At 39.0% G+C, this 17,924-nt stretch carries 19 protein-coding genes and 1 riboswitch; of the genes, 7 read left to right on the top strand and 12 right to left on the bottom strand.

Annotation, left to right across the window (positions count from 1 at the left end):
* Positions 1-28: 28 nt before the first annotated feature.
* From KJS36_RS06870 to truB, 5 genes are all read right to left on the bottom strand, one after another.
* A complete protein-coding gene (locus tag KJS36_RS06870; protein WP_213535999.1) occupies positions 29-925 on the bottom strand; it encodes a choloylglycine hydrolase family protein in 897 nt (298 codons plus the stop codon).
* 111 nt (positions 926-1,036) lie between these two features.
* A complete protein-coding gene (tpiA, locus tag KJS36_RS06865) occupies positions 1,037-1,798 on the bottom strand; it encodes a triose-phosphate isomerase (protein ID WP_213535997.1) in 762 nt (253 codons plus the stop codon).
* A gap of 96 nt (positions 1,799-1,894) precedes the next feature.
* Entirely contained in the window at positions 1,895-2,845 is a 951-nt protein-coding gene (locus KJS36_RS06860; protein WP_213535995.1) for an L-lactate dehydrogenase, read from the bottom strand.
* A 67-nt stretch (positions 2,846-2,912) separates the two neighbouring features.
* Positions 2,913-3,809: a bifunctional riboflavin kinase/FAD synthetase gene (locus tag KJS36_RS06855; RefSeq protein WP_213535993.1), complete on the bottom strand. Its 897-nt coding sequence runs from the start codon at positions 3,807-3,809 to the stop codon at positions 2,913-2,915.
* 21 nt (positions 3,810-3,830) lie between these two features.
* The gene (gene truB / locus KJS36_RS06850; RefSeq protein WP_213536164.1) at positions 3,831-4,772 is read right to left on the bottom strand and encodes a tRNA pseudouridine(55) synthase TruB; all 942 of its coding nucleotides are present in this window, start codon (positions 4,770-4,772) and stop codon (positions 3,831-3,833) included.
* A gap of 159 nt (positions 4,773-4,931) precedes the next feature.
* On the opposite strand from truB, the gene KJS36_RS06845 reads away from it, so the two are divergent.
* Positions 4,932-6,182, top strand: a complete 1,251-nt coding sequence (locus KJS36_RS06845; RefSeq protein WP_213535991.1) for an FAD-binding protein — start codon at positions 4,932-4,934, stop codon at positions 6,180-6,182.
* Between the two features lie 37 nt (positions 6,183-6,219).
* On the opposite strand, the gene KJS36_RS06840 is transcribed toward KJS36_RS06845, so the two are convergent.
* Positions 6,220-6,885, bottom strand: a complete 666-nt coding sequence (locus KJS36_RS06840) for an acetolactate decarboxylase (protein WP_213535989.1) — start codon at positions 6,883-6,885, stop codon at positions 6,220-6,222.
* 99 nt (positions 6,886-6,984) lie between these two features.
* On the opposite strand from KJS36_RS06840, the gene murT reads away from it, so the two are divergent.
* From murT to KJS36_RS06820, 4 genes are all read left to right on the top strand, one after another.
* Positions 6,985-8,328: a lipid II isoglutaminyl synthase subunit MurT gene (gene murT, locus KJS36_RS06835; RefSeq protein ID WP_213535987.1), complete on the top strand. Its 1,344-nt coding sequence runs from the start codon at positions 6,985-6,987 to the stop codon at positions 8,326-8,328.
* Between the two features lie 92 nt (positions 8,329-8,420).
* Positions 8,421-9,713, top strand: a complete 1,293-nt coding sequence (locus KJS36_RS06830; protein ID WP_213535985.1) for a B12-binding domain-containing radical SAM protein — start codon at positions 8,421-8,423, stop codon at positions 9,711-9,713.
* Positions 9,714-9,725: 12 nt separating this feature from the next.
* Entirely contained in the window at positions 9,726-10,508 is a 783-nt protein-coding gene (gene gatD, locus KJS36_RS06825; RefSeq protein WP_213535983.1) for a lipid II isoglutaminyl synthase subunit GatD, read from the top strand.
* Between the two features lie 203 nt (positions 10,509-10,711).
* Positions 10,712-11,344 carry a YitT family protein gene (locus KJS36_RS06820; protein ID WP_213535981.1) on the top strand — a complete coding sequence of 211 codons (633 nt, stop codon included), beginning with the start codon at positions 10,712-10,714 and terminating at the stop codon, positions 11,342-11,344.
* A 37-nt stretch (positions 11,345-11,381) separates the two neighbouring features.
* Here KJS36_RS06820 and nadE read toward each other — a convergent pair whose 3' ends face one another.
* The 3 genes from nadE to KJS36_RS06805 all read right to left on the bottom strand — a co-directional run bounded on the left by nadE (position 11,382) and on the right by KJS36_RS06805 (position 14,363).
* Complete coding sequence (gene nadE / locus KJS36_RS06815) at positions 11,382-12,206, bottom strand: NAD(+) synthase (protein WP_213535979.1); 825 nt, start codon at positions 12,204-12,206, stop codon at positions 11,382-11,384.
* 203 nt (positions 12,207-12,409) lie between these two features.
* Complete coding sequence (locus tag KJS36_RS06810) at positions 12,410-12,874, bottom strand: GNAT family N-acetyltransferase (protein ID WP_244842795.1); 465 nt, start codon at positions 12,872-12,874, stop codon at positions 12,410-12,412.
* 10 nt (positions 12,875-12,884) lie between these two features.
* The gene (locus KJS36_RS06805) at positions 12,885-14,363 is read right to left on the bottom strand and encodes a nicotinate phosphoribosyltransferase (protein WP_213535975.1); all 1,479 of its coding nucleotides are present in this window, start codon (positions 14,361-14,363) and stop codon (positions 12,885-12,887) included.
* A gap of 140 nt (positions 14,364-14,503) precedes the next feature.
* Here KJS36_RS06805 and KJS36_RS06800 point away from each other — a divergent pair, with 140 nt between their 5' ends.
* Together KJS36_RS06800 and KJS36_RS06795 are read left to right on the top strand one after the other, a co-directional pair.
* Positions 14,504-15,088 carry a nicotinate-nucleotide adenylyltransferase gene (locus KJS36_RS06800; RefSeq protein ID WP_244842793.1) on the top strand — a complete coding sequence of 195 codons (585 nt, stop codon included), beginning with the start codon at positions 14,504-14,506 and terminating at the stop codon, positions 15,086-15,088.
* Positions 15,089-15,150: 62 nt separating this feature from the next.
* A complete protein-coding gene (locus KJS36_RS06795; protein WP_213535971.1) occupies positions 15,151-16,422 on the top strand; it encodes a polysaccharide deacetylase family protein in 1,272 nt (423 codons plus the stop codon).
* Positions 16,423-16,461: 39 nt separating this feature from the next.
* Here KJS36_RS06795 and crcB read toward each other — a convergent pair whose 3' ends face one another.
* The 3 genes from crcB to KJS36_RS06780 form a co-directional block, all read right to left on the bottom strand.
* Positions 16,462-16,821 carry a fluoride efflux transporter CrcB gene (gene crcB, locus KJS36_RS06790; RefSeq protein WP_213535969.1) on the bottom strand — a complete coding sequence of 120 codons (360 nt, stop codon included), beginning with the start codon at positions 16,819-16,821 and terminating at the stop codon, positions 16,462-16,464.
* Entirely contained in the window at positions 16,818-17,246 is a 429-nt protein-coding gene (locus KJS36_RS06785; protein WP_213535967.1) for a fluoride efflux transporter FluC, read from the bottom strand. The genes crcB and KJS36_RS06785 overlap by 4 nt, the downstream gene beginning before the upstream one ends.
* Positions 17,247-17,359: 113 nt before the next feature.
* Positions 17,360-17,438: riboswitch (Fluoride riboswitch) on the bottom strand.
* Positions 17,439-17,670: 232 nt separating this feature from the next.
* Positions 17,671-17,913, bottom strand: coding sequence for a DUF896 domain-containing protein (locus KJS36_RS06780; RefSeq protein ID WP_213535965.1), 243 nt, complete (start codon positions 17,911-17,913; stop codon positions 17,671-17,673).
* Positions 17,914-17,924: the final 11 nt, after the last annotated feature.

The raw sequence follows: 17,924 nt of genomic DNA, 5'->3' as shown, positions 1-17,924 counted from the left end.
TATAGTTTTTGACAGTTCGGTCAAAAATTTATGATTGAAAAAAATGATAACTTGACACTTGTAAATCATCATAAGCTTCAAAATAAAGTGTTCGACTCTGCACATCAACTGCTGAGCGATAAATGGTGTATGTTCCGCTTCTTCCGTCTGACTTTGGTACAGTTACAGCATTCAAAATGTGCCAAGTTTCAATCAGATTTTCTTGTTCATTTTCAGGAATAACTGCGCGTTCTTTGAGCACTGCTGCTCGGATAAAACGAGATGTTGGTGTAAATCCTCCAGGAAACACTAATTTTCCACTAAAATTTCCTGAGGAAATCTTATTTAACTCTTTTCTTGCTGACGACACATCCATATAATCTGCTAATTTTTCAACTTCTCGCTCAAAAATTGGTGCATTTGTCACCACACCGACAGGATTTTCTTTGACAATCAACCTGCCTCCAAGCGGTTCAATGCTAATCAGCCGTCCTGTTCTGTCTGTTAGTACAAAGTGTAAATCCGCCTGTCCATACTTTATCTGTGCAAATGTATCCGTCATCAATTCCACTTGATTTAACCTGCTGATAGCATCAGTAACTGAGCGACAATTTCCCAACAGCCAAGCGACAAACTCAAAAGGTGCAAGCGATAACTTCTCAACACTTGCTTTTTTTGTGTATTCTGCTTGACGTGAAAAAGTCAATTTTTGAGCAGCCAGTCCGTATTCATTAATGCCATCAGAAATATCCAGATGATTATCAGCACTGATATGTCCAACTCCCAGCACAGCATAAGGATTTATCAGCCTTTTTCCATCATAAAAAGAATGCCAGAAATGCCCAGCTTTTAGCTCCAAAACGCTTGCATCAAAATAATGCCAATCCATTGTCCGTGCGAGTAATAAACTCCCATCTTTTGCTTTCATTTGAATACTTGTGCACATTTTTTACTTCCTTCTTATTTATATATCGAAATAGTCTTTTTATATGTTTTCATTATATCAAAAAAACCAGTTCGAAATAAGAACCGGTTTTCTGATTGAATTTAAAGTCAATTATTTGTAGATTTCAAGCAAGGCAAGGAAGCTAGCTGCTTCGAGTGAAGCGCCACCAACGAGTGCACCGTCGATGTTTTCTTTTGCCATAAGTTCTTCAACTGTTTCAGGTTTTACTGAACCACCGTATTGGATACGAACAGCTTCAGAAACTGCTTTTCCGTAAAGTTTTTCAACAACTGAACGAACAACTCCACACGTTTCATCTGCGATTTCAGCAGTCGCTGTTTTACCAGTTCCGATAGCCCAGATTGGTTCGTAGGCGATAACAAGATTTGATACTTGTTCTGCTGTCAAGCCAGCAAGTCCTGCTTCGATTTGTCCTGAAACCCATTCTGCAGTTTTTCCTGCTTCAAATGTTTCCAAAGTTTCACCACAACAAAGGATTGGTGTGACACCAGCTGCAAAGAGTGCTTTTGCTTTTTTATTGATGTCTTCGTTTGTTTCATGGAAATATTCACGACGTTCGCTGTGACCGATAATTGCGTATTCAATTCCCAAGTCAGCAAGCATTACTGGACTGATTTCACCTGTGAATGCGCCGCTATTTTCAAAATAAACATTTTCAGCAGCAAGCTTCAAAGTTTCTCCTTGACGAAGATAGTTCATTGGTGCAAGGAAAAGTGCAGGAGCAGCGATCGCTGTTTCAACTTTGCTTGCATCTGGCAATTTGCCTTTGACAGCTTCCATGAAAGCTTGTGCTTCGCCCATAGTATGGTTCATTTTCCAGTTACCAGCAATAAATGGTTTACGTGATGACATTTTTGTCTCCTTAAATTATTCTTTGGTTTGCCAAAGATTTTTCATTACTAATTTTATCACAAGTTAAAAGTTTTTTCAGCTTTCAATCAATGAAATTTAGATTTTATCTGCGATTTGCTCAAAGTTTTTGCGCAAGATGTCGGCACTATTACTGAAAGCTTTTAATTCTTCATCGCTCAAAGGCATTTCCAAAAGTTCACGAACGCCGTCACGATTGATGACTGCTGGTGTTCCAATGAAAATATCTTTCTGTCCATATTCGCCATTCAAGTAAGTAGAAACTGGTAAAATGACATTTTCATTACGAAAAATTGCACGAGAAATGCGTGCTAAAACCGCTGCGATACCGTAGGATGTATTTCCTTTGCGCTCAAAAATATCAAAACCAACTTCACGGATTTTTTGGTCCATTTGCACATAACTTGGCAGACGGTGTTCAATTTCTTTGATTGGCTTTGCCCCTGCGGCAACGGTTGACCAAGCTGTAAAGCTAGAATTTCCATGCTCACCCATGACGTAACCATGCACATTATCTGGATTGATTGCCACTGCTTCGGCAACGAGCTGGCGCATACGACTGGTTTCAAGGAGCGTTCCTGTACCAATCACGCGATTTTTTGGAAAACCGGAAACTTCCGCTACGAGACGTGTAATGATGTCGCAAGGATTTGAAGCAATCAAGAAAATGCCGTTAAAGCCTGAATCTACCACACTTTTGGTAATAGATTTAATCATTGCCACATTTTTTTCTAATAATTTGAGTCGGTCATATTCGCCATCAAAGGTAGCCGCTGGCGCATTTGCTGTGATAACAACGATATCTGCATCTTTCGCATCTGCGTAATCTGCTGCATAGATTTTCTTTGGTGAAGCGCTCAGATAGGGCAGAGCGTGCAATAAATCCAGACTATCAGCGAAGGCTTTTTCTTTATTGAGGTCAATAATTGCAATTTCATCTGCTAAATCATCAACAACTAACGTATGTGCATAGGTTGACCCGACAGCACCATCACCTACGATGGCTACTTTTTTTAATTCGTTTATCATTTCTTTCTCCTTTAGCAGTTTTATGTAAATTTCATTTATGTTTTTTATAGTATTTTCTTAATTATTTTTACCAATTTCTGGCTGTTGTTTCGTCAGATTTCATCTGAGCAATCAGGCTGTCAATGCCGTCAAACTTAATCATATCACGGATTTTGTCCAGCCAGAGAATCGTTAACTCTTCGCCATATATTTCTTCGCTGAAGTCAAAAATGTGTACTTCGATTGTTTTTTCTTTATTGTTAAATGTGTCATTGTAGCCAATCGAAGCAAAACCACGCAAGATTTTCTGATTGATTGCCACATCAACGGTGTAAACACCGGCTGCTGGAATGTGAACATAATCTTTGATAACCAAATTTGCCGTTGGATAGCCAAGCTGACGTCCGCGAGCAAAGCCATGAACGACACGTCCGCGCGTTTCATACGCATATCCTAACAATTCATTTGCCTTTGCCACATTGCCCGCTTTGACCGCATCACGAATCCGAGTAGACGAGATTTTGCCTACTTTATCTGCCAACTCTGGGACAATGACGACTTTGAAATCGTCAGAGGATTTTAAATTTTTCATATCAGAGCCTGTCGTGTAGTCAAAGCCTGTCACAACGACTTTTGGATTGAACTTTTTCACAAAATTTTGGGTAAATTCTGCCGATGTTTGATGGGCAAATTTTGAGGTGAAATCTTGAAAAACAAGGTAATCTACGCCATTTTCAGCGAATAATTTCGCTCTTTTATCATCGCTCGTCAATTTCAAAAGTAAGTCAGGTTCAAATTTTTGAAAGGCAATCGTTGGTTTTTCTGGAAATGTCAGCACTGCGATTTTCAGGTTAAGGACGCTGGCAATTTCGCGCGCTTGCTTGAACAGTGCTTGATGTCCTCTGTGCAATCCATCAAAATATCCCAATACTAATATCAAATTTTCATCAAATTTGAGGTTCTCATTAAATTCTAATACTTCCATTGTACTCACTTATTCTTCTTTTTACACTTGTTCATTATAAAAAACTTTTTGAGGCTTCCAAATCCCAGCCTCAACAGGGTGTTTGATATATACTGCGACCAATTTTTCCTGATAAAAAGCTGCAAAACGTGGCTCAGATATTTTTGACAGTTCTGTCAAAAACTTTTCGTCAAATTTTTTACCAACTTTTGCTGCCAGAAATTCATCTTCGGTCAAATTTATTTTTGACAGTTCTGTCACCGCCAATTCCATCGGGTAAAAACAATCTGACAGACGATTTTCGTCGCGTGCCTGTTCAATATCTGCAAGGCTCAAACTCTTATCAATCGCCAAACCATTTGCTGCTGTGCGCACCAAGCGCGACATATGTCCAGCGTAACCCAATTTTTCAGCCAAATCCACAGCAAGCGTTCGCACATAAGTTCCCTTGCTACACGCCACTCGAAAAGGAAATTTCGCAGTTTTGACAGTTTCGTCAAAAATAATCGGCCCTGTCCGCACAAATTCACGAATGGTCACTTCACGTGCTGGACGCTCAATCGTTTGACCAGCGCGCGCGTATTCATAGAGCCGTTTCCCCTTGATTTTTACCGCCGAATACATCGGTGGCACTTGTTGAATTTTTCCAAGAAATTCTGTCATGACAGTGTCAATTTCATTTTCTGACAGTTTTGTCAAAACAGGTGTCAGCGCAACAACTTCGCCCTCAGCATCTTCAGTTTCTGTCGAAAATCCCAAGGTCACTTCACCTTCGTAAATCTTCCCGGTGGCTTCCATGTACTCAAGTAAACGCGTTGCTTTTCCAACTGCAACTGGCAAAACGCCCGTCACCTGCGGATCGAGCGTTCCTCCATGTCCAATTTTTTTTGTCTTTAAAATGCCTCGAAGTTTCGCTACGACATCAAAGCTTGTCCAGCCTGCTTCCTTATAAACATTTAATATTCCATTCCAGTTTTCATCCATCTTTAAAATTATAGCATTTTTTAACCAGAAAATCATAATAAAATTCTTCACAATTTATTTCCTTTTATTTAGAATAAAAAGAAATATTGTTCACTTACTTGACATTTATTTACTTAAAATTATAAAATAATTCTACATTAATATATGAAAGAATAATCTATGTACGATATTATCATTATAGGAGCAGGAGTGAGCGGTATTTTTACTGCTCTCTCTTTAGCTGAAACAACTAAAAAAGTGCTTTTACTCGAAGCTGGGCCTAATTTGCAAGAACGAAAAAACGAACATACGTTTGATGGATTTGGTGGTTTGGGAATTTCCGAGGGCAAATACAATTATTCTTCCGAGTTTGGTGGGAATTTAGTCGAAAAAATCGGACTGGAGCAGACGAAGATTAGTCTAAAACAAGTGAGAAAATTATTAGAAAAATTTGGTGGCGAAGAAAGTCTCATTTATCAAACAAATCCGCCAGCTCTGCAAGTTCAAGATTTTCATTTCATAAAAAATACCACCCAGCATCTCGGACGAAAACTTTCAAAAGAAGTTTATCAAAATTTTTTTGATTATTTGAAAACAAAAATCACTATTCAAACAGATCAAAAAGTAGACCAGATAAGTCCTTTCGAGAATATTTACCAAGTAAAAACACAAGAAAATACGATTTTTTATGGCAAGAAAATCGTAGTTGCCGTAGGTCAAGCCAATCATTTTCTCACGCAAGTCAGAAAAACTCTTCATTTAACTGCCGAAAACACTCGAATTGACCTCGGATTACGGCTGGAAATGCCACAGCAACAATGGAAAAAACTCTTGGGAAATCAGCAAGAAATAAAATTTACCTACAAAAATTTCTATTCTCATTGCATGAATAAATCTGGACGCGTTATTTCTCAGGAGCAAAAAGGGTTTTTACGCCCCGATGGTCAAAATTTTCGGGAAAATGGTGCCAGTGAAAATCTAAATTTCAGCCTTTTTCATCCCTTTTATTTTGAAAATGAAAAACAAGCGAACCTTTCTATTCAACACTTATTTTCACTTTTCAATAAGAACGGAAAAATCATTGGTCAACGTTTATCTGAGCTTGATTCTACTTTTCCAGCGACAACAAACGTTGAAGCAACGCTTCCTTATCAACCTCATTCCTTAAAAAAAGTTGTTCCTCAAAAGATTATTCAAGGAACTTTAGCTTGTCTGAAAAATTTAGAAAATCTTTTAGGCGAAAAAATCAGTGGCAACACCGTCCTCTATGCCTGCGATGCAAAGTTTTATCCCACAGCCGTCCAAACGAACGCTCATTTTGAAAGCTCTGCTAAAAATATTTATTTTACAGGTGACTGTTCAGGAATAAGCTGGTCTTTGAGCCATGCAGCAGCTGCTGGTCTTTATCTTGGAGAATTTTTGGCAAAATAAAGAGTGTAGAAAAGTTACCAGAATTGGTAACTTTTCTTCATTTTTCAAACGTCATCTTTTGAAATGTTTCAGATGTGATAGGAAACTGTTGTTCCATTTTGTCAATTTGTCCAATTTTCACTGTCACTTTTGTCGCTTCAAAATCCACAAGATGCGCTCCAAATGCTCTGTCATCACTAATAAAATGAAGATGAAAACCATTGCCATAGAGACTTTCAAACATCTCTGGCGCCCAAATACCAACGATTGTGCCCGAGAGATTTTCCTTTGTAAAATGAGGCTGTTCAGCTAAAATGTCAAGATAAGCCCTCTCGCCATTTTTTTCAGGCTTGCTAGTGATTTCAACATGATGAAATTCTCCTGAAATCACTAGACTGTAAGCCGTATTTTTTGAAGGAATTTTTTCTAAGAAATTATTAAGTAGATTCTTAAAAGACAAATCATTACTATCAAATGTGATATCTGTCGTCGCTTCAATGACTGCAACATAAGGCAGAGTTTCGCCTGCTTTTACTTCACGCACTTGATTTTTAGAATTTCCATGATATATCACACCATCCCAAATAATCACTTCTCCGTCTGCGCCATCAAGCGTACCAATCCCAGCTCTACCATGCTTTAGCGCTTCTTCTGCTGTGATTGTTCCTTCATATAAACCACCATAAAGAGTACTGTAACTGCCTTGTTGAAAAATCTTGCTCATTATAACCTCTTTCTATTTTTGATTAAAATGTGAGAATTTTTGTGCTTTCTCACAGAATTATTTTCTATTATTATAGCATATTTATGGTAAAATGGTGCTATGACTATAAAATCTTCATGGGCGCGTTTCGCTGGACGGTCTTCACTCTTTATCTTGGAAAAATTTTTCCATCGAGGCTCGACTTTACCAGGGAAAATTGCGCTAAAATTTGATGCTGATATTTTAGCTGAAATGACTAAAAATTATGAAATTATCGTAGTAACTGGAACCAACGGAAAAACTCTCACGACAGCCTTGACTGTAGGGATTTTGGAAAAAGCTTTTGGACAAGTCGTTACAAATCCGTCTGGGGCAAACATGATTACTGGGATTGTTTCCACTTTTCTAAAGGCGCCCAAAGTTCGTGCGGGCAAAAAAGGCTATGCTGTCCTTGAGATTGATGAGGCAAGTTTGCCAAAAATCACTCAGTATATCAAACCTTCGCTGTTTGTGTTCACTAATATTTTCCGCGACCAGATGGACCGCTATGGCGAGATTTATACCACTTATAACTTTATTGTTGAAGGTGCTGCAAATAGTCCAGAAGCGACTGTTTTGCTTAATGGCGACAGTCCTCTGTTCAACTCAAAAAAGCTTGTTAATCCTGTAAAATATTATGGTTTTAATCATGAAAATCATGAACCAGCTCGGGCGCATTATAACACAGAAGGGGTTTTATGTCCTGTTTGTCATCATATTTTGGATTATAAAAGCAATACTTATGCTAATCTTGGCAATTATATCTGTCAAAACTGTGGTTTCCATCGTCCTGAACTTGATTTTTCTTTGACAGAACTGTCAAAAATTACAAATACATCTTCTGAGTTTGTAATTGATAAAAATAGCTATAAAATCAATGTTGGCGGGCTTTATAATATCTACAATGCACTCGCTGCCGTTTCTGTTGCTGAATTTTACAAAGTTCCTGCAACAACCATAAAATCAGGTTTTAATGAATCTAAAGCCGTTTTCGGACGACAAGAAACCTTCAAAATAGGAGAAAAATCGGCAACGATTGTACTGATAAAAAATCCTGTCGGAGCAAATCAAGCACTGGAAATGATGAAATTGGCAGATTATCCTTTTACACTTGTCAGTTTACTCAACGCAAACTATGCTGATGGGATTGATACCAGCTGGATTTGGGATGCCAATTTTGAATTGCTCAATGATATGAAAATTGACAGCGTGATAACGGGCGGTGTCAGACACAATGAAATGGCGCGCCGCTTACGAGTTGCTGGTTTTGAAAATTTGACAGAACTGTCAAATTTATCAGAAGTTCTGGAAGCTCTCAAATCAAGCTCGTCAGAACACATTTATATCCTCGCCACTTATACCGCTATGCTCGAAATGCGCGAACTCTTGGCACAAGCACATTTGATTTCTGGAGAAATGAAATAAATGCCTAGTAATTTTCGCAGTCAAGATAAAAGAGCTTCTTTCATCATAATTTTTTGTAAACTAGCCCTGCTCTGAAAAGAAGAAATTAACATATGAAAAAATCTCTCCTACTCATTCAACCGGAAAATCCTGAAATCCGTGCCTTTCGCCACAAGCAGCTCAATAATTTTTCACAGATGACGATGCCTTATTTGGCAGCATTTGTTGATGAAAATCTGTTTGACATCACACTTTGGGATGAATATGCGGATATCGTCACATTTGATGAATCGTTTGATTTAGTGGCGATGACGGTCAATACGCCAAACAGCAGACATTGCTACGAGATGGCAGAGAAATTTCGCACTTCAGGAAGTTATGTCGTCTTTGGCGGACCGCATCCGACACTTGAACCCGAGGAAGCTGAGGCCTTTTGCGACACGATTATCATTGGCGAAGCGGAAGAAATCTGGCCAGCATTTTTGCAGGATTTTTTGGACGGAAAAGCTCAAAAAAGCTATATGAGTGACCACTATCCAAGTCTTGAACATCTCCCGCAACCTCGCTGGGATTTACTCAAAAATCGCTCAAAAACGATGATGGGAGTCGTCATTGCAACACGCGGTTGTCCTTATGCCTGTAGTTTTTGCAATATGAAACAGATTTATCACGACTGTTATCGCACGCGCCCCGTTGCTGAGGTGATTGCTGAAATAAAAGCCCTGCCAGCGCACTATTTCGTTTTCTGGGACGACAATCTATTTGGATCGGTTGACTTTGCCAAGGATTTATTTCGCGAAATGGCAAAATCTGGGATTAAGAAAAAATTTGCGGCGCAGGTGACGCTGGCAGACTGTAATGACACGGAATTACTAGCTTTGGCACGCAAAGCAGGCTGTCTCACCCTGTTTTGCGGTATTGAGACTTTTTCTGAAAAGTCACTTCGTCATGCGCACAAAACGGTCAACAAACTATCTGACGAGGAAGCCATCATTCAGCTCATTCATCACAATAAACTCCTGATTCAGGCTGGGATTGTCTTTGGTTTTGATGGTGATGACAAAACTTGTTTTGACCTAACCTTGGAAAAATGCGAGCGCTACGGCATTGACGGTGTGACAGTGAGTCTCTTGACCCCTTTACCCAAAACGCCTTTGTATCATCAATTCAAACGGCAAAATCGACTTCTATCAAGTGACTGGACGGATTACAATGCAAAAACAAAAGTCGTCTTTCAGCCGAAAAACATGAGTGCAGACGAATTATTTACTGGTTATCAAACTTTTCGCAAGAAATTTTATTCTCTTAACTCATTTATTCGCCGTGCAAAAGTATCAAAAACACATCTTCTCATCAACTTTGTGATAAACTTTGGATATTGGCGCGCACTGAAACATACGAAATAAAAAGGAGATTTCATGACTTACACTTCTATAAAATCAAATTTAGAAAATCCACTTTACAGTTTGCGAGTTGCCCATCTTTTTGGCGATTTGATGAATACTTACGGCGACAATGGAAATATTCTCATGCTCAAATACGTTGCTGAAAAACTCGGAGCTGATGTAACTTTTGACATCGTCTCACTTGGTGATATTTTTGACGAAAATACTTATGACCTCGTTTTTTGGGGTGGCGGGCAAGATTATGAGCAGGAAATCATTTCAGAAAGTTTGACAGAACTGTCAAAACCGCTAAAAAACTATATCGGAGCTGGAAAACCAATGCTCGCAATCTGTGGCGGTTATCAAATGCTTGGACAATATTATACAGATGCCACAGGGCGCAAAATCAACTGTACAGGCATTCTTGGACATTATACAGAAAATCCTGGGAATGACAGGATTATCGGCGATGTCGAAATTCGCAATGATGAATTTGGCGAAACTTACTACGGTTTTGAAAATCACGGTGGCAGAACCTACCTTGCAGAGGACGAAAAAGCGCTTGGCACCGTCATTTACGGCGGGGGCAATAACGGAAGTTCTGGCGAAGAAGGATTGATTTACAAAAATACCTTTGGGTCTTATTTTCACGGACCACTTCTTTCACGAAATGTCCGCATCGCTTACCGCTTAGTCACAACAGCTTTGAAACAAAAATATGGCGAAACGATTGAACTTACTGACTTTGAAGACATTCTTTCTCAAGAAGAAATCGGACAAGAAATCACAGATATGAAACGCAAAGCCAGTCATTAAGACAAAAAAATGAGAATTTTACTTTCTCATTTTTTTCTCACTTTTTGTAAATTAAAAAATCACATTTCGTCATTTTTTAATTATAAAATTAAACATATTATATAGTTGATAAATTGACTGACTTATGATAAAGTTATGTTTTACATGGAAAAAAGCCTGTGTCGGAGGCAGACTTTTTTCTCAGGAGAAAGGACTTTTTAGGAGTGAAAAAATTTAAGGAGTACAGCTTGATTATCTTAGGCTCATTGTCTATTGCTATTTCTGTGAGCTGTTTATCTATTCCCAACAATCTGGGAGAAGGTGGCGTACCTGGACTAACTGCGATGGGTGTTTATCTCTTTCATATCCCAGCTTATTTCAGCAATTTTTTGCTTAATGGCTTGCTGATTGCTTTTAGCTATCGTTATTTTAATAAAAATCTTATTTTTAGGACAATTTTTGTCGTTTTGTTAAGCACCCTTTTTTTGCGTCTTGTCGTACCTATTCAGTTTGAAATTCCTTATCCTGTGCTGGCGGCAATCTTAGCTGGTGCTACGATGGGCGGTGGAATTGGTCTAATTTATCTAGGTGAAGCGACTTCTGCCAGCGGAAGTCTCGTTGCTAAAATCTTGGAAAAGAAATTCCAAATTCGTAAAAGTCATGGCTTATTGATTTCAGATTTGTCGGTGATAATTCCCTCCAGCATTTTCTTAGGTGTTGAACGTACACTTTTGACCGTGATTTCCGTTTATGTCTCTTCAAAAGTCCTCTCACTTGTCATTGAAAATAATCTAGCTCATATCTTTAGCTTACCAAAATCATTTTTACAGCATAAAAAAAGTAATTCTCAGATTTGAGAATTACTTTTTATTTTTGACAAACTTGTCAAAAAATTTATTTCCAGAAATCATCAAAAATAGTGATAGGTAGATGACGTTTGTGCTCTGTTTTTGTCCACCAAGCTTCGATTTTTGCTTGTGCTTCAAGGCTGACAGTTTTACCTTCCGTATAATCATCAATATCATCATACGTCACACCGAGTGCCACTTCATCTGCCAAACCTGGCTTGCCATCTTCCAAATCTGCTGTTGGTATCTTTTCATAGATTGCCTTATCTGCTCCAAGTTCAGCAAGCAAGGCTTTGCCCTGACGTTTATTGAGCCGATAGAGAGGCGTCAAATCTGCACCACCATCGCCAAATTTTGTGAAGAAACCAGTGATATTTTCTGCCGCATGGTCTGTCCCAAGAACAGCGCCAGCATTGCCACCAGCCACGCCGTACTGCGTAATCATCCGTTGACGTGCCTTGATATTTCCCTTGTTAAAGTCAGAAACCGTGACGCCAGCCGCTTCAAGCGCTGCAACTTGTCCGTCCACTGCTTCTTTGATATTAACTACAAGGCTCACATCAGGCTGGATAAATGCCAGCGCGCGTTGTGCATCGTCTTCATCTGCTTGCACACCATAAGGCAAGCGCACCGCGATGAACTTATAGCTGTCGTCACCCGTCTCCGCACGCATTTCCGACATTGCAATCTGCGCCAAACGTCCCGTCAGAGAGCTATCTTGTCCTCCGGAAATACCGAGGACGTAGCTTTTAATGAATGGATATTTTTTCAAATAATCCTTCAAAAAATCAACCGATTTACGAATTTCTTCTTTCGCATCAATTTCAGGCAAAACGCCCAATTCTTTGATAATTTTTTCTTGTAATGACATAATTTTTCCTCTATTTTTACTATAAAATATTTTTGACAGAACTGCCGTAGGGACTAGGCGCTTTAGCACCAGCCTTCTCGGACAGGGTGAACTTATAACGAAGTTGTAAGTTTGTAGCCCTATCAAAAATTTTTAAACACATTTTTAACTAAATCTTTTTTGACAGAACTGCCATAGGGGCTAGATAATTTATTCTCAGCCTGTCAAAATAAAATTTTACTCATCAAATACTCATCAACAAACTGACCTGCGACACACATACTGTCACGTCTTGTTCCTTCTATCAGAAAATTCATTTTCTGATAAAGCGCAAGTGCTGGCTGATTAGTCACTTCAACTGTCAACTCCAAACGTCTCATATTTTCGCTACGCGCCCAGCTTTCCAGTTGTTCCAAAAGTGCTGTCCCAAGCCCTTTTCCGCGCGCCTGTGTCAAAAGTCCAAGCACCAGATAAACAGAATGTTGATTGCGCCGAAATTCTCCACGTTCTCCCGAAATGTATCCAAGCAACTTTCCATTTTCCTCAGCCACCATCAGAAAATCAGCACTTTCAATCAATTCCTCTGTCCGCCCCAAATCATACACGCGTTCATCAGGCTCATACATCATAAAGTCCGTTTCAACATCAAGCTGTTTTTGCAGCTGCCAGAAATGTCGCGCTTCAGTCATTGCGAGTTTCCTAAATCTCATTTTTATCCAATCGTGTCTCAGCAACCGTTGTCCGTACCTGCGAAATCAAGCGCATCTTGTGATTCCACAATTCCTGTGACAAGTCAACGGGATACGGCTGCGGATTCAAGTCCCGCTTGTATTCGTCCCATAACTCACTCAGATTTTCTCTTGCAAATTCTTTAATATCAACAAGACTTGGCAGTTGATACTTCAGAACACCATCAACAAAAATCTCCGTCAGCAAGGCTTTTGCCTTGAAATCTCGAATATTTTTATTGATATAAGTATAAAGTGGATGGAACATATAAATCTCATCAACTAAGTCAGGACGTTCATCACTAAAAGTAATATAATCCCCCTCAGATTTCCCATCACTACCGCGTGTAATCCGCCAAACCTGTTTTTTACCCGGTGTCGAAACCTTTTCAGCATTACTTGAGAGCTTGATGGTATCTTTCATCTCGCCCTTTTCATCTTCAATCGACACCAGTTTATACACGGCACCAAGCGCTGGCTGGTCGTAAGCCGTAATCAATTTTGTTCCGACTCCCCAAACATCAATTTTCGCCTTTTGCATCTTCAAACTTAAAATAGTTGACTCATCCAAATCATTGGACGCATAGATCTTCGCTTCAGTAAAGCCTGCATCATCAAGCTGTTGTCGAACTTTCTTGGAAATATAAGCCATATCACCAGAGTCAATTCGCACCCCTTGGAAATTGATTTTATCACCAAATTCCTGCGCGACCTTAATCGCTGCTGGCACACCAACACGTAAGGTATCATAAGTATCTACCAAAAATACACAATCATGATGTGTCTCGGCATATGCTTTGAAGCCCTCATAATCATTGCCGTAGCTTTGAATAAGTGCGTGTGCGTGTGTGCCACTTGCAGGAATGCCAAAAATCTTCGCGGCACGCACATTTGATGTTGCATCCGCACCACCAATATATGCTGCGCGCGTTCCCCAAATCGCTGCATCCAACTCTTGCGCTCGCCGTGTTCCAAATTCCAACAAAGGGTCTGAACCAATCACAGACTTAATTCGCGCCGACTTCGTCGCAATCAAAGTTTGGAAATTGATAATATTTAATACAGCAGTTTCAACCAACTGACATTCAGCAAGCGGACCTTCAATTTGTACCAAAGGTTCATTAGCAAAAACAAGTTCTCCTTCTTTAACCGAGCGTACCGTGCAACTAAATGTGAAATTTCTAAGATAGTCAAGAAAATCCTCAGGATAATCTAATTCACGTAGATAATCAATATCAGTTTCTGAGAATTTCAAATGTTGTAAATAATCGACCATTCTCTCCAAACCAGCAAAAACGGCATATCCATTTGCAAAAGGCATCTCACGAAAGAAAACCTCAAAAACCGCACGTCGCGTGTGACGTCCTAATTTCCAGTAAGTTTGCATCATATTGATTTGATACAAATCTGTGTGCAATGTCAAACTATCATCTTGATAAAGCTGTGGCATACTTATTCTCCATACTTCTTTTTAATGAAAATCTAATAAGTTTATTTTACCAAAATCTTACGACTTTTTAAATAATTAACCATTTTTCTAGTAAATTTAGTGAAATATCGTTGTCCTAGCAAATGTGTTATAATCAACTCATGACTAGAAAAAAAATCGGAATTTTAGGTGGTAATTTCAATCCTGTTCATCACGCACATTTGATGATGGCAGACCAAGTCGCTCAACGTCTCCAGCTTGATAAAGTTTGGCTCATGCCCGAATATCTTCCACCACATATTGATGAAAAGTCAACAATTCCCGCAGAACATCGTGTGAAAATGCTTGAACTTGCTATCGCAAACAATCCGCATCTTGAACTTTCATTACTAGAAATTGAACGAAAAGGAAAATCTTATACTTTTGATAGCCTGTCTTTCCTCACAAAACAGTACCCTGACACAGATTTTTATTTTATCATCGGTAGTGATATGGTGGATTATCTTTCCAAATGGTACAAGATTGATGAACTGGTAAAATTGGTCACATTTGTTGCTATTAAACGCACATCAGAAGTCACAAAGTCGCTCTACCCAGTTATCTGGCTAGAAAGTCCGCTCATGCCGATTTCCAGCACACTTATTCGCGAGATGTTCAGTCAAAATATTGACCCCACTTATTTATTACCCCAATCCGTGCTTGACTACATTAAGGAAAATAAACTTTATTCCCACAAAGTTCTTTGACAATCTTTGTTCAAAGTGCTACAATCTTTTTGTAATCAAAATAATTCGTCGGAAGTAATCTTATGGAGACTAGAAAACGTCATCGGAGAATACGAAAGCGCAGAGCCACTATTTTTGCAACCTCATTACTTGCACTTATCATCATAGTAGCTAGTTTTAGCATTTTTCAAATAGAAAAAAATACTCAAGAAAATCAACGTATAAATAAATTATCCCAAAATTTGGGACTGCTCTATAAAAATTCTTTCCCTACAAAAAACGTAACAAATACTAAAATAATAGCTTTTTCAACGAAACTAACAGATAAAAAAGGAAAAATTCCTAATAAAAATTATCAATTATTCAAAGAAAAACTTTCTTTGCTTGACTTAAAAGTTAATAAACAAAACGCAATCAATGCTTTATTCGTCAGTCCTGTCATGCTCGGAAAAACATTAAAAACAAGTACAGTCAAAACTTCAACAACACAAAAAAGCATTAAAGCTGTTGTACTATCCGCACTTCCAAAGGACAACTTTCTCACACACGCACAAAAAGAAATCAATCAAGCAAAAAAACAAGTGAGCGCGCGTGATAAAGAACAAAATCTTCTTCAAAAAATTTTAACAGCCATCACACAAAATCCAACAAATAGCAATCTATTAACAGCCCAAAATACTATAAATAAATTGCCAGTTGCTACTAAAAATAAGGAAAATCAAGCACTTGTGGCAGCCGTACAAAAATTTTATGCAGGAAAAAAATTAATCGCTTTGACATTTGATGATGGTCCAAATGCCACGACCACACCAACTTTACTTAATACACTGGAGCAAGATGATGTTCATGCTACTTTCTTTGAGATTGGTTCGCATATCGCAGGAAATGAAGCCCTCTTGAAGCGCCAAACTGCAGATGGCGACCAAATTTGTTCGCATACTTGGACACATCCTGAATTAACAAGTCTTACGGCTCCTGCTGCAAATCTTGAAATCACGCGAGCTGCAACACTCATCACACAAATTACGGGACAAAATTGGCCTTTCTATCGTCCACCTTATGAAGCGGTCAATCAAACTGTTTTGAACTCTGTAAATATGTCGGCGGTGAATTATGATGTAGATACACAAGATTGGGAAGATTCAACTAGTGCTCCTGTTTATAGTGCGGCAATGGCTGGTGCACATGATGGTGCGATTATTCTCATGCACGATATTCATCCTTGGACTGTCGCTGCTGTTCCAAATATCATCGCCAGTCTCAAACAACAAGGTTATACCTTTGTCACAGTTAGTCAGCTCATTTATGACAAAGCTGGTGCGATTCAACTCCACCATGATTACTTTGGTTGGTAATAAGCAAATAAAAAACTCTTTCTTCTTTGAAAGAGTTTTTTATTTTGCCAAAATCAAACCAACAATCACAGCTACAAATCCCAAACCATAGCTCAATAGGAAATATTCGGCGAAGTGTTTGTAATCGTGCTTGTCCAGTAAATCAAAAAGTTCAAAATTATAGGTGGAAAATGTCGTCAAACCGCCGCAAAATCCTGTCGCAAAGATTTTATAGTTTTCTGATTGATTGCCAAGTTTCCCGAAAAAATAGCCAATCAATAAGGAACCAATGATGTTTACGAGGTAAGTTCCCAGAGGAAAACCGATTTTTTTGAAGACGACGCTGAGGTTACTGAAAAGATAACGGGCGATTGCGCCGATACCTGATGCTAAGCCGACAAGGGCGAATTCTAGAATCATTTGTTTGCCTCGCTTTCCTCTTTGACTTCTTCTTCAAGCTCTGTCGCTGTTGGGAAGGCTACTGCGAGCCGTCCATGATACATTCCTAGCGCAGCCATTGCCAAACCGCCACCAACTGTCAACAGAACATAAAGACTTAAAAGCCAATAATGCTGTGTTGTCAGGAGATTGTCAGAATCCATCATAAAAGATGAAAAGGTGGTAAATGTCCCGATATAGCCCGTTCCCAGCGCCAAAATCGTTCGTGCTTTGGCATTTTTTGCCGTCAGATAATTTTTTATCAAAAAGGTAAATAAATAACAGCCGACCAGATTAATCAGCAAAGTTGCAATCGGAAAAGCACCGATTTTTGGGAGATAGGAGCTAATCTCAAAACGAGAAAGCCCGCCAAGAATTCCAAAGAGGAAAACAATAATAATGTTCATGCTTATTCTTTCTATGATAAATTTACTAAAAATGACAAAACAGCGGCATAGCAGGTCGCCAAATAATCGGTTTTCTTACACAAAAAAACGCCTACAATGTGCAAGAAAAACCTTACATTGTAGGCGCCATCAGTTGTCAAGTTTTTTTAGCTTGACAGCGGTTATCGGCTGTGCACCATAGCCATTCTTTATTATATTGTAACACTTTTTTGAAAATTTTCAAGAAACTGTGTCGTTTTTAGTCTTCATTTTTTTGACAGGCTGAGAATAAATTCTCTAGCCCCTACGGCGGTTCTAGGAAAACAAACTAGCCACAATTCGTATCTCCGTTACACTACGCTGTCCACTTGTTCTAAGTGACTAAAATCACAAGACAAATTGGCAACTGAGCAAGTTCACAACGGCTTCGTTATGTCAAAATTTTTCAGTCACGCAGTCCTTTGTCTTTTTGGATTTTTTTGAGTTTGTCTGGCGTGATGTCATTTCCCTTGTCATCAACCAATTTTGTCGTCTCAACTTGTGCGCGTAAACTTTCTTTAACGCTGTCAATGTAGAGCCTGCGCAAGTTTGCTTGTTCTTCTAATTCTTTGCTTGTCAATCCGTCAGCACTTTTTTTCTTGCGTGCCAATTCGTTAATTCGCGCGATTTGTTCATTGGTAATTGCCATTTTTCCTCCCA

Origin of the sequence: Lactococcus nasutitermitis, from assembly GCF_018403765.1 — a bacterium.
In the GTDB taxonomy this organism is placed as follows: domain Bacteria; phylum Bacillota; class Bacilli; order Lactobacillales; family Streptococcaceae; genus Lactococcus; species Lactococcus nasutitermitis.
The sequence above is the reverse complement of the archived record's forward strand: the minus strand, read 5'-3'. Positions and strand labels throughout refer to the sequence as shown.